This window comes from Thalassobellus citreus, assembly GCF_044385915.1.
Lineage (GTDB): Bacteria > Bacteroidota > Bacteroidia > Flavobacteriales > Flavobacteriaceae > Thalassobellus > Thalassobellus citreus.
On the sequence record NZ_JBISCC010000110.1, the window covers coordinates 17,661 to 29,909 of the forward strand.

11 protein-coding genes and 1 tRNA gene are annotated in these 12,249 nt (G+C 30.0%); 11 read left to right on the top strand and 1 reads right to left on the bottom strand.

The features are described from left to right. Nucleotide 1 precedes the first annotated feature (1 nt). The gene (locus ACH5TX_RS01825) at nt 2–922 is read left to right on the top strand and encodes an SGBP N-terminal domain-containing protein (protein ID WP_439337851.1); all 921 of its coding nucleotides are present in this window, start codon (nt 2–4) and stop codon (nt 920–922) included. 3 nt (nt 923–925) lie between these two features. Continuing rightward, a complete protein-coding gene (locus tag ACH5TX_RS01830) occupies nt 926–1,360 on the top strand; it encodes a hypothetical protein (protein ID WP_439337852.1) in 435 nt (144 codons plus the stop codon). Between the two features lie 67 nt (nt 1,361–1,427). On the opposite strand, the gene ACH5TX_RS01835 is transcribed toward ACH5TX_RS01830, so the two are convergent. Beyond that, nucleotides 1,428–1,500, bottom strand: a tRNA-Phe gene (locus ACH5TX_RS01835). A gap of 181 nt (nt 1,501–1,681) precedes the next feature. Between ACH5TX_RS01835 and ACH5TX_RS01840 the strand changes: the two genes are divergently transcribed. The 9 genes from ACH5TX_RS01840 to ACH5TX_RS01880 all read left to right on the top strand — a co-directional run bounded on the left by ACH5TX_RS01840 (nt 1,682) and on the right by ACH5TX_RS01880 (nt 12,227). Further along, nucleotides 1,682–2,413 (top strand): type III pantothenate kinase, encoded by a 732-nt coding sequence (locus ACH5TX_RS01840; protein ID WP_439337853.1) that lies wholly within the window; start codon nt 1,682–1,684, stop codon nt 2,411–2,413. Then, entirely contained in the window at nt 2,410–3,747 is a 1,338-nt protein-coding gene (gene bamG / locus ACH5TX_RS01845) for a BamG family beta-barrel-assembly machinery protein (RefSeq protein ID WP_439337854.1), read from the top strand. The genes ACH5TX_RS01840 and bamG overlap by 4 nt, the downstream gene beginning before the upstream one ends. Before the next feature lie 18 nt (nt 3,748–3,765). Next, a complete protein-coding gene (locus ACH5TX_RS01850) occupies nt 3,766–5,142 on the top strand; it encodes a tetratricopeptide repeat protein (RefSeq protein WP_439337855.1) in 1,377 nt (458 codons plus the stop codon). 6 nt (nt 5,143–5,148) lie between these two features. Beyond that, nucleotides 5,149–5,706, top strand: a complete 558-nt coding sequence (gene lptC / locus ACH5TX_RS01855; protein ID WP_439337856.1) for an LPS export ABC transporter periplasmic protein LptC — start codon at nt 5,149–5,151, stop codon at nt 5,704–5,706. A 44-nt stretch (nt 5,707–5,750) separates the two neighbouring features. Then, complete coding sequence (locus ACH5TX_RS01860; protein WP_439337857.1) at nt 5,751–5,945, top strand: hypothetical protein; 195 nt, start codon at nt 5,751–5,753, stop codon at nt 5,943–5,945. Then, nucleotides 5,946–7,235, top strand: a complete 1,290-nt coding sequence (locus ACH5TX_RS01865) for a hemolysin family protein (RefSeq protein ID WP_439337858.1) — start codon at nt 5,946–5,948, stop codon at nt 7,233–7,235. A gap of 157 nt (nt 7,236–7,392) precedes the next feature. Beyond that, entirely contained in the window at nt 7,393–9,522 is a 2,130-nt protein-coding gene (locus ACH5TX_RS01870) for a peptidylprolyl isomerase (protein WP_439337859.1), read from the top strand. A gap of 228 nt (nt 9,523–9,750) precedes the next feature. Beyond that, complete coding sequence (locus ACH5TX_RS01875) at nt 9,751–10,665, top strand: dihydrodipicolinate synthase family protein (protein ID WP_439337860.1); 915 nt, start codon at nt 9,751–9,753, stop codon at nt 10,663–10,665. Nucleotides 10,666–10,748: 83 nt separating this feature from the next. Further along, the gene (locus ACH5TX_RS01880; protein WP_439337861.1) at nt 10,749–12,227 is read left to right on the top strand and encodes a sodium:solute symporter family protein; all 1,479 of its coding nucleotides are present in this window, start codon (nt 10,749–10,751) and stop codon (nt 12,225–12,227) included. Nucleotides 12,228–12,249: the final 22 nt, after the last annotated feature.

The window sequence follows — 12,249 nt, forward strand, 5'->3', positions numbered from 1 at the left end:
GATGAAAAGAATAATTATAAGAGCAGTCATCGGTCTCTTTATGGGAATAACTGTCTATGCACAAACTCCAACTTGGTCTGTTAACGAAAATGATTTTGAATATAATATGTCGTTCGTAGCTTTTTTAAATATTGACGGTGTCACCTTATCTAGTACAAATGATATGATTGGATCCTTTGTAAATGATGAGTGTAGAGGCGTTACGAACCTTATATATGTGCCAAGTAAAGACAGGTATTACGCGTATTTTAATGTATTTTCTAATACAAGCGGAGAGGCTATAAGTTTTAAAGTGTACGATTCAACCAATGATAAGGTTGTTGATATTAGTAAAACGGTAAATTTTCAAATAAATGCGCTTTTTGGAGATATAGCACAAGCCTTTAGTTTTGCAAGCCCAGAATTGAATAGTGAAGCAGAATTATTGAGTTTTAACTTTAAAGATGTCACTATTAGTAATAGAATAAATAATGGTAATGAAATGACATTATATGTAGAAAACAGTCAGGATGTATCAGCTTTAATACCGCTTTTTGAATTAAGTCTAGGAGCACAACTGTATCATAATGGGATGTTACTCACATCAGATAATAATGTCTTAGATTTTACCAGCACACAAATTTTTGATGTTATATCCGAAGATGAGTCGGTATTCAATCGTTGGCAAATTACAGTTAAATATAATGCAGCTATAGGTGATTTAACCTTTTACAAAAAAGATGCAGTGTGTTACAATGGAGGAGCAATAAAAGTGGTAGCATCTCAAAACGGAGATACTGTCGTGGTATTGAAAGATCAATCTGAGGTCGGAACACAACAAATAAGTAATGGAGAAGCATTATTTTCTAATTTAAGTGTTGGGAGTTACCTTTTAAAGATTAATGGGTTGGAGAAAGAAATAGAAATAAATTTAAAAGAATAGATTATGAAAAGTCATAAATATTTTCTGTTGATTATTATACTTATGTTTTTATCAATAAGTTGCTCTAATGATGAAGAACTAGTTGATCAAGATCCATCTGCACCAGTAACTCCAGAAGTAATTGAAAGTTTTGACCCAATTGATATAAAGTTTGTTTATGAAGATGGCTCAAGTATTGGTACTGATGAATGTATTGATCCTGAAAATGCATACGCAATTGAAATTGAGGTATCTAAAAATTCTGAAGGAAATACTGATGTATCAAAAATAGAATATACTATAAATGGCGCTTCTTACAGTATGTCTTTTTCAACAGCTGGAACTAAAAGAAACCCAATTACGTTTGTTAAAGGCAAAAATATTGCCGAATTAGTGAAAACGGCAAAATCAACTGAAGTCGTACTAGTAGAGCAAGATGATTTCCAACTAGTGGAATAACTTAAATTCAAATAAAGATTAATTTAAACAAAAAATCCCGTAAACATAAAGTTTCGGGATTTTTTTGTGGTACCTCCAGGAATCGAACCAGGGACACAAGGATTTTCAGTCCTTTGCTCTACCAACTGAGCTAAGGTACCTCGCCAAAGCGGTTGCAAATATATATTGATTTTTGTTATTCAGCAAGATAATTTCATAAAAAATGCATCTTATTTTTTATTTTTTTATTTTAAATTATTTATGTGTTTTGAAATCAGTATAATAAGTTAAATATTAATAATTATTCTTTGTCATTTTGTAATTTTATAGCTTTTAAAATTTATGAATTTAATTATAGATGTAGGAAATTCTTTTGTTAAGCTAGCTGTTTTTAATAAAAATGAGCTTAAATTTAAAGAAGTTGTAGAAATAGAAGTGATCTTAGAGCATATTATTGCCATTAAAAAAGATTTTCATAATCTTAAATATGCTATTATTTCTTCTGTTGGAAAACTGAAGACAGAAGATGTTAAGGTTATTAATAAACTTTTTGAGTTATTGATTTTAGATTTCAAAACTAAATTGCCTTTTACAAATCTTTATAAAACACCTAAAACTTTAGGTGTTGATAGAATTGCTTTGGCCTGTGCATCTATTAGTCAGTGTCCAGAAAATAATGTACTTGTTATCGATGCAGGCACTTGTATAACTTACGATTTTATTAATGCTGAGAATGAATATTTAGGTGGTTCTATTTCGCCAGGGTTAAATATGCGTTACAAAGCCTTAAATGATTTAACAGCTAATCTACCGTTATTAGATTTAGATATACCAAAAGATATAATAGGAAGTTCAACAGAAGAATCTATCCATTCTGGTGTTGTAAATGGTGTTTTATTTGAAATTGATGGCGCAATTCAAAAATATAAGTTAAAATATCCTGATTTAACAGTTATTTTAACAGGAGGAGACGCTAATTTCTTGTCTAAACAATTAAAAAGTAGCATATTTGCGAACTCTAATTTTCTTTTAGAGGGACTGAATTTTATTTTACAATTTAATACAAACTCATGATAAAAAAACTTGTAATAGTTTTTATTGCTGTTTTCGCAATCCAAAGTTATGCCCAAGAAGGGACAGCTTCACCTTATTCATTTTATGGGATAGGAAGCCTTAAATTTAAAGGTACAGTTGAAAACAGAAGTATGGGAGGTTTAAGTATTTATATGGATAGTATTCATGTGAATTTGAGAAATCCAGCATCTTATGCAGGTAAGAACATTGATGCCTATCCATTTAATGGAGAAAGTAGACCTGTTAAGTTTGCTGTAGGAACCACTTATTCAAGTTTAGATTTAAAGAGTGATTCAGGATCAGATAAAGCTTCATCTGCAACTTTTGATTATTTAGCATTATCAGTTCCTATGGGGAAATTTGGTTTTGGTTTTGGGTTGATGCCATTTACATCTGTTGGTTATAAATTAGAATCTTTTGATGGTTCTGACAATATATCAAATAGATTTACTGGAGAAGGAGGTCTTAATAAAGCTTTTCTTGGTTTAGGATATCAAATTGCACAAGGATTAACTATTGGTATAGATGCACATTATAATTTTGGAAACATTCAAAACAGTACTATTGAATTTTTGTATGATAATGATGGAAGTTTAACTCAATATCAGTCTCGTGAAAATAACAGATCGGATTTAAGTGGATTAAATTTTAATTTGGGGTTATCTTATAAAACGATGTTAACTGAAAAGTTAGAATTTGTTTCTGCTTTTACTATTACACCTGAAAGTACTTTGGTTTCAAAAAATGAGCGATCGTTTTCAACAGTAACATCATCAAGTACAAATGCAGGTCAAGAGTTTGTAGTTGGTAGTATTGATGTTGATTTAGAACCTTTAGGTTTGTTAGAAACAGATTTAATATTACCATCAAAGTATTCAATAGGAGCAGGGATTGGTCAACCTAGAAAATGGTTTGTAGGGGTAGAGTCTGAATTTCAAAAAATAAGTAATTTTTCTAATGCTCTTTATGGTACAGCAACAACAGAGTATGAGGATGCTTCTCGTATTTCATTAGGAGGGTTTTTTATTCCTCAATATAATTCTTTTTCAAGTTACTTAAAACGAGTTACTTATAGGGCTGGGGTGCGCTTAGAGAAGACAGGTTTGGCCTTTAAAAATACAAACCCAAATATAAATAATGAATCAATAAACGAGTTTGGCATATCTTTTGGAGTAGGATTACCAGTAGGGAACGGAATATCGAATGCGAATTTAGGTTTTGAGATAGGAAAAAGGGGAACAACAAGCAATGGATTAATACAAGAGAATTTTATTAATTTCCAATTAAGTTTATCTTTGAACGATAGATGGTTCCAAAAAAGAAAATTTGACTAACAGCTTAAAATTATTATTATGAAGGCGAAAATTACATTATTATTTACATTATTATTTTTAGGACTAAACTTTAGTTTTGCACAGCAAGATGAAGAGTGTATGACTAAACTTTCTATATTCCATGAATATGTAAAAGCAAAAAATTATGACGCTGCTTATGAACCATGGATGGCAGTAAGAAATAAATGTCCAAAATTTAATAATGCTATTTATGTTGATGGAGAAAAGATCTTAAATTATAAAATAAAGAATTCTTCAGGAGCAGATAAAGAAGCTTTTATAAACGATCTATTAAAGCTTTGGGAACAAAAGGGAGAGCATTTTGCTAGTAGAACTCCTAAAGGGAAATATGCAGCACAAGCAAGTCAATTATTATATAATAATAAAGACATCATGCATAAAAGTACTCAAGAATTATACGATTCTTTTGATGCAGCATATAAATTAGATAAGGCTACTTTTACAAACCCTAAAAGTTTATACACTTATTTCTCTTTAATGGTAGATTTGTATGATGCAGGAAAAAAACCGGCAAAAGATTTATTTAATAAATACGATGATGTTGTAGAAAAAGTAGAAGGTGAAATTGAAAATTATTCATTAAAACTTAATAAACTTCTTGAAAAAGAAGAAGCTGGTACAGCTTTAACAAGTAAAGAAGTTAAATATAAAAAGTTTTATGAAAGTTATTTAAAGGCTTATGATCAAATTTCAACAGGTATAGATCGTAAACTTGGAGAAAGAGCAAAATGTGAAAATTTAATTCCTCTATACAAAAAGGATTTTGAAGAATACAAACATGACGCTGTTTGGTTAAAACGTGCAGTAAGCAGAATGTATAATAAAGAATGTACAGATGATCCTTTATATATAGAATTAGTAAAAGCTTATGATGAAGAAGCTCCATCTGCAGATACAAAGTACTTTGTTGCTGGATTATTATTGAAAGAAGGTAAAGAAACGGAAGCTATTAGTTATTTTAATCAATCATACGATTTAGAAACAGATTCTTTTAAGAAATCTAAGTTGGCTTACAGAATAGGTTTAATTCTTAAAAAGAAAGGAAGATATGGACAGGCTAGAGGCTATTTTAGAAAAGCTCTTTCGTTAAACCCTTCAAATGGAAGACCTTATATGGCAATAGCTGCTATGTATGCTGCAAGTGCTAATAGTTGTGGAGATACATCTTTTAATAAAAGAGCTGTGTATTGGTTAGCAGCAAACGAAGCTAAAAAAGCAGCTCGTGTAGACCCTACTTTAAAAAAGGCAGCAGGAAAATCTGTAGCAAATTATGTAGCTAAGGCTCCATCAAAAGCAGATATTTTTAATTGTGCTTGTTCAGGTGAAGTGATTAAAATCGGATGTTGGATTAATTCTTCTGTTACTGTACCATAATTAATAATGAGTTTAAAAAACATATATATTATAAACATAGTCACAGTATTTACTGTGGCTATGTTTTTTTCATGCACTAATGGTTTAAAAAAGGTTCAGCAAGTAGGGGTTTCTAAAAATGAACCTGCTAGTATTGTGGAAAATTTTAATGTAAAGTATATTGATTCAGGAAGGGTAGCTGCAAATTTATTAAGTGTTAAAATGCTGGATTATACTAATCGAGATTTTCCTTATCGAGAATTTGTAGAAGGTGTTACATTATATGTTTTTGATGAGAGTAATAGAAAACACACCATACTTTCTGATTATGCTATAGTTTATGAAAAAACAAGCTTAATAGATTTACAAAAAAATGTAAAAATTATTACTTCTGATAACGATACATTATTTACAGAGCAACTATATTATAAGCCTAAAAAAAATTGGTTGTTTACTAATATTCCTTTTGTTTTTAAAACTCATGATGGATCTGTACTTAAAGGAAATGTTTTAGATACAGATAAAGAGTTTAAAAAATTAGAAATTATAGAATTTAATGATTCAGATATTGCAGTAGAGGATTAAAAAGATTCTTTGTCTATCTTTGTGTTTATTAAATAAAAATAGAAATGAAATATTCTAAAATTTTTCAATACGCATATTTAGTTTTTGCTGCATTATTTATATATGATGGTGTTTCAAAATGGGGTGATGGTACTAATGGAGCTTATATATCATTTGGATTAGCTGCTTTAGCTATATTTATGTATTTCTTCAGGCAAAAGTTTAGAAGAAAATATCAAGACAAAGACGGGCAAAACTAAATGAGTATTTATGTGCTTATTATAATTGTATCTTTAATTCTTTCTGCTTTTTTTTCAGGAATGGAGATTGCGTATATCTCTTCGAATAAAATTCATATTGAAATTGAAAAAAAGCAAGAAGGCATACTTGCTAAAGTATTAACGAAGTTAACAGCAAAACCATCTAAATTTATTACAACCATGCTTATTGGAAACAATATTGCACTTGTAATTTATGGTTTTTTTATGGGAGATTTATTGGTAGAGTGGTTTCAGTCACTGGTGCCTACTTCTTATTCTTTTATAGATGTTATGCTTACCGATTTTAGTTTGTTAACACAAACTATTATATCTACAATTGTTATATTAATTACTGCTGAGTTTTTACCTAAGGTTTTTTTTCAAATTTATGCCAATTCATTAATTAAGGCTTTGGCTATTCCTGCATATATTTTTTATGTGTTATTTACGTTTATTTCAGATTTTGTTATTTGGATATCAGATATTATTTTGAAAACCTTTTTTAAAACAGAAGGCGATCAAATTCAACTCGCATTTACTAAACTAGAGTTAGTTAATTACATATCTGAGCAAATGGAATCTGTAGAAGAACATGATGACGTTGATACAGAAATACAGATTTTTCAGAATGCCTTAGAGTTTTCTGAAGTCAAAGCACGCGAAGTTATGGTACCTCGTACAGAAATAATAGCTGTTGAAATTAACGATTCTGTAAAATCATTAAATGTGCTTTTTACTGAAACCGGGCGTACTAAAATATTAATATATAAAGATACTATTGATGATATTTTAGGTTACGTACACTCTTTTGAGTTGTTTAAAAAAACAAAGGATATTAAGTCTATGATGTTGCCTGTTGAGTTTGTGCCTGAAACAGTTCTTGTTAAAGATGTGCTTAATGTGCTCACAAAAAAACGAAAAAGTATTGCTGTTGTTTTAGATGAATATGGTGGTACATCGGGTATTATGACAGTAGAAGATATTGTAGAAGAACTGTTTGGCGAGATAGAAGATGAACATGATACTATAGATTTAATTGAAGAAAAAATAGATGAGTCTACATATAAACTTTCAGCACGTTTAGAGGTTGATTATATTAATGAAGCATACAAATTAAACCTTCCAGAAAATGAGAATTATGAAACCTTGGGAGGATTAATAGTTAATCATACAGAAGAAATTCCAGAACAAAATGAAATTGTAAAAATTGACAGTTTTCAGTTTGAAATATTAGAAGTTTCAAACACTAAAATTGATATGGTACAACTAAAACTCTTAGAAGAAAACTAAAACTATTAGCTTTAAAATAATTAATGCATCTTTCTGCTTTTATTATTAAATAGAAAATGGTATTTTCGCGCACGATATTTTCGTCAATTTTAATTAATTGATAACCAATTTAACAAGTTAAATCCAAAAAAAGGGTTTATAAAAATTAAACAAACCAATGGCAGTTTTAAATAAAATAAGACAACGTTCACTATTTTTAATCTTAGTTATAGCCTTAGCGTTATTTTCTTTTGTATTAGCAGATTTATTTAAAAACGGTGATGCGCTTACAGCAAAATCGCAAAATATAGTAGCTACTATAAATGGTAAAGATATTACACGTGAAGACTTTTTACAAAAAGTAGAAGCTGCACAAAGACAAGCAGGTCCTAGTGCTACAAGTACTCAGGTTATGAATAGAGTATGGGAGCAAGAGGTTAGACAAGCAGTTATGGAAACTCAATTTGAAGAGTTAGGTATTACTGTAGAAAAAGACCAAATGAGAGACTTGTTAAAAACGGCTTTAGCAACAAATCCTCAGTTTTTAAATGAAGCTGGTTTATTTGATGAAAATAAATTAAATGAATATATCGCCAATTTAAAAGAAACATCGCCTGCTGGTTTTGAAGGTTGGGTTAATTATGAAAAATCTATTGCTGCTAACGGTTTACAACAAAACTACTTTAACATGGTTAAAGCTGGTTTAACAGGAACATTAGCTGAAGGTGAATTAGAATACAAGTTAGAAGGAAATAAAGTTGATGTTAAGTATGTACAAGTGGCTTATTCTTCAATTGCAGATAGTCTTGTAGAGGTTTCAAAATCTGATATAGAAAACTATATTAGTAAAAACAAAAAGAAATATGAAGTAGATGCTTCAAGAGATATCAAGTTTGTAGAGTTTAAAGAAGTGCCAAGTATTGAAGATGAAAATGCTATAAAATCAGATTTACAAGGTCTTTTAAAAGATAAAGTAGAATACAATAAAGCTTCTAAAGCAAATGAGAATATTGTTGGGTTTTTAAATACAACAGATAACGAAAACTTTATTAATTCTAATTCAGATATTAAATTTGATAAGCGTTTTGTGTTTAAATCTAATTTGCCAACAGCTGTTGCAGATAATATTTATAACTTAAATGAAGGTGAGTTTTTTGGCCCATACAAGGATAACGGATATTTTAAAATATCAAAAGTAATCGCTGTTAAGCAAATACCAGATTCTGTAAAAGTAAGACACATATTATTACCATTCATTGGTTCTCAAAGTGCAGGACAAGATGTTGTTCAAACTGAAGCTGAGGCAAAAGTAACTGCAGATAGTCTTTTAAAAGTTTTGAAATCAAATCGTTCTAAATTCCCTGAATTTGTAAAAGAGTTTTCTTCTGATAAAGGAAGTATAGAAAAAGAAGGACGTTATGATTGGCATGCTTATAATACAATGGTTCCTGAATTTAACGATTTCGAATTTGAAGGGAAAGTTGGTGATTTAGGAGTTGTTAAAACTGTTTTTGGTTTTCATATTATGGAAATTGAAGGTCAGAAAGACAAAAAGAGAGCTATACAAGTAGGAACAATAGCAAGAGAAATTGAGCCTTCTGAAAAAACAATAGATAAAATTTTTAGAGATGCTTCTAATTTTGAAATTGCAGTTGGTAAAAACGATTTTGAAGAAGTAGCTAAAGAAAGTAAATTTACAGTAAAACCAGTAAATGGTATAAAAGTATTAGACGAAAATATACCAGGTGTTGGAAGTCAAAGACCAATTGTACGTTGGGCTTTTGAAGAAGATGCTGAAATTGGAAATGTAAAGCGTTTTAGTGTTCCTAATGGTTATGTTATTGCTCAATTAGTAGCAAAACATGAAGGAGGATTGATGTCTGCAGATGATGCTACAGCTAGTGTTTTACCAATTATTAGAAAAGAAAAGAAAGCAGAAATGATTAGAGATAGAGTTTCTGCTACTACATTAGAAGATTTAGCAGCTGCAGAAAAGACAACAGTAAGATCTGCATCAGCTATTAACATGAAAACACCAACTATTTCTGGAGCAGGAAGAGAGCCTTTAGTTGTTGGAGCAGCTTTCGGATTGAATGAAGGTGAAACATCAAAATTAATTGATGGTAATAATGGTGTTTATATGATACAAGTAACTAAAGTAACACCTGCAATTGAGTTAGATAATTATCAAGCAGTAGCTAATAGAGTTGAACAACAAAAATCTAATGTTGTTAATTCTAAATTATACAATGCTTTAAAAGAAGCTTCAGATATTGAAGATAATAGAGCAAAAACTCAAGTTCAGTAAAAAGATAAAGAAATTGTATAAAAAAATATTTCTAATTTAAAAAAGCCAAACTTTTAAGTTTGGCTTTTTTTTGTTCATATTTTAAACAAAAAACCGAAGGTCTATTTCATAAGAATACTAAAGCTTTATATAATATATTTGAAAGAGTAGTGAACCATTATTTTTATTTTACAAAACTGTAAATAAAGATATAAGGTTATTTTAAATATAATTTACAATATAAAGCAAATGATAAACGGGATTATATCTCCAATGGTAACACCTTTGTTGTCGGACAATCTATCTTTGGATGTTAAAGGTGTTAATAGATTAATTGAACATATTATTGCAGGTGGTGTTCATGGTTTGTTTATTCTTGGAACCACAGGTGAAGCAACTAGTTTAAGTTATAAAACACGCGAACAGCTTATTGTTGAAACTTGTAAAATTGTTAATGGCAGAATTCCTGTTTTTGTTGGTGTATCAGATACTTCCATAGAGGAAAGTCTTAATTTAGCTTCTATTGCTCATAAAGCTGGAGTTACAGCAGTTGTAGCTGCGCCTCCTTTTTATTATGGATTAGGACAAGAAGAATTATTCGAATATTATTGGAGTCTTGCAGATCAACTTACCTTACCACTTTTCTTATACAATATGCCTTCACATACTAAGGTTAATATTGATAGAGAAACTGTAGTTCGTTTATCTGAACATAAAAATATTATAGGTTTAAAAGATAGTTCTGCTAATACTGTATATTTTCAATCACTTTGTTATTTGTTAAAAGCTAAAGAAGATTTTGCCCTTTTGGTTGGTCCTGAAGAAATCACTTCAGAAACTGTCTTAATGGGAGGAAACGGAGGCGTAAATGGAGGTTCTAATCTGTTTCCAAAGTTGTATGTAGAACTTTATAAAGCAACATTAGCTAAAGATTTTGCTCGTATTAAAGTATTACAAAGTTTAGTCATGGAGATTGCAACTAAAGTTTATACTTTAGGTTCGTATGGTTCTAGTTATTTAAAAGGAATGAAAGCAGCTCTTGGGGCTTTAGGAATTATTGAAGCCAATATTGCTCCGCCATTTAATACTTTTAAAGAAAAGGAAATGACAGAAGTTGTTAAAAATATTAAACGAATTGAAATAGAAATAGCAAAAGTGTTGTAATTAAATGTACAATTTAACCCTAACCAAGTTAAAGACGCTTATGTAAAGTTTGTCAACACAACTAACTAATAAAATTAGCATTAATGAATACTATCGATATCATAGTTTTTTTTGTTTACATAGGAGGAATTGCGCTTTTTGGAGGTTCTTTCTTTAAAAAAAACAGAACATCTTCGTCCTATACTTTAGGAAATAAAGATATTCCAACTTGGGTAGTAACTATGTCCATTTTTGCGACGTTTGTTAGTAGTATTAGTTATTTAGCCTTACCAGGAAATGCGTTTCAGTCTAATTGGAGTGCATTGGTTTTTAGTTTATCACTTCCTATAGCAACTTTAATTGCAGTTAAGTATTTTGTCCCGTTATATCGGAAAATTAATAGTCCGTCTGCATATACTTTTATGGAACAACGTTTTGGTCCGTGGGCTAGAATTTATGTTTCTATTTGTTACTTACTTACTCAATTAATGCGAATCGGTACTATTTTATATTTGCTAGCATTAACACTTAATGCCATAGCTGGTTGGGATATTGCTACTATTATTGTGTTTACAGGATTAATTGTTGCTGTATATTCTATGCTTGGAGGTATAACTGCGGTACTTTGGACAGATGCCATTCAGGGTATTATATTAATTGCGGGAGCTTTTGTTTGTATTGGTTTTATGCTTTTTAGTATGCCAGAAGGACCTTCTCAAATATTTACTATTGCTGCAGAGAATGATAAATTTAGCTTAGGAAGTTTTAATTTAGATTTATCTAAACCAACATTCTGGGTGGTTTTAGTTTATGGAGTGTTTATTAATCTTCAAAATTTCGGAATCGATCAAAACTATGTACAACGCTACATGGTTTTAAAATCTGATAAAGAAGCACAACGATCCGCCTTAGTTGGTGGTTTAATATATTTACCTATATCAGCTCTTTTTCTTTTTATAGGAACAGCACTTTATGGATATTATAATTCTGCAGAAGTATTGCCTTTGGCGCTTCAAGATATTAGTAAAGCTGATAGAGTATTTCCTCATTTTATTGTCAATGCGCTTCCATCAGGCTTAACAGGCTTAATGATTGCTTCTATCTTTGCAGCAGGAATGAGTACGATTTCTACAAGTTTTAATAGTTCGGCAACTGTATTTTTAACCGATTATTATAATAAATATTTTAAACAAAATGCTTCCGAAAAAAGAAGTATGCAAGTACTTTATATATCGTCAATAATTATTAGTGTTATAGGCATAGCCATTGCCATTGCTATGATAAATGTAAAGAGTGCATTAGATGCTTGGTGGAAATTGTCATCAATTTTTAGTGGTGGTATGTTAGGGTTATTTCTTTTAGGAATTTTTTCAAAAACAAAAAATGCTAAAGGCGCTATTATAGGAATGATTGCTGGTATATTAGTAATTCTTTGGTTAACATTTTCTGAAACTATTTTTGGTGAAGATTCTGTTGGCGCATCATTTCATACATATTTAACTATTGTATTCGGAACTATCGCTATTTTCCTTGTTGGCTTTTTAGTGACTATGATTATGAAACCTAAAAATCAGTCTTCCTAATTTTAAAGATTGAATAAAATAA

What these genes read in the sequence shown, in the direction of transcription:
- ACH5TX_RS01825 (WP_439337851.1), top strand. Translation starts at nt 2, where the DNA reads ATGAAAAGAATAATTATAAGAGCAGTCATCGGTCTCTTTATGGGAATA.
- ACH5TX_RS01830 (WP_439337852.1), top strand. Translation starts at nt 926, where the DNA reads ATGAAAAGTCATAAATATTTTCTGTTGATTATTATACTTATGTTTTTA.
- ACH5TX_RS01840 (WP_439337853.1), top strand. Translation starts at nt 1,682, where the DNA reads ATGAATTTAATTATAGATGTAGGAAATTCTTTTGTTAAGCTAGCTGTT.
- bamG (WP_439337854.1), top strand. Translation starts at nt 2,410, where the DNA reads ATGATAAAAAAACTTGTAATAGTTTTTATTGCTGTTTTCGCAATCCAA.
- ACH5TX_RS01850 (WP_439337855.1), top strand. Translation starts at nt 3,766, where the DNA reads ATGAAGGCGAAAATTACATTATTATTTACATTATTATTTTTAGGACTA.
- lptC (WP_439337856.1), top strand. Translation starts at nt 5,149, where the DNA reads ATGAGTTTAAAAAACATATATATTATAAACATAGTCACAGTATTTACT.
- ACH5TX_RS01860 (WP_439337857.1), top strand. Translation starts at nt 5,751, where the DNA reads ATGAAATATTCTAAAATTTTTCAATACGCATATTTAGTTTTTGCTGCA.
- ACH5TX_RS01865 (WP_439337858.1), top strand. Translation starts at nt 5,946, where the DNA reads ATGAGTATTTATGTGCTTATTATAATTGTATCTTTAATTCTTTCTGCT.
- ACH5TX_RS01870 (WP_439337859.1), top strand. Translation starts at nt 7,393, where the DNA reads ATGGCAGTTTTAAATAAAATAAGACAACGTTCACTATTTTTAATCTTA.
- ACH5TX_RS01875 (WP_439337860.1), top strand. Translation starts at nt 9,751, where the DNA reads ATGATAAACGGGATTATATCTCCAATGGTAACACCTTTGTTGTCGGAC.
- ACH5TX_RS01880 (WP_439337861.1), top strand. Translation starts at nt 10,749, where the DNA reads ATGAATACTATCGATATCATAGTTTTTTTTGTTTACATAGGAGGAATT.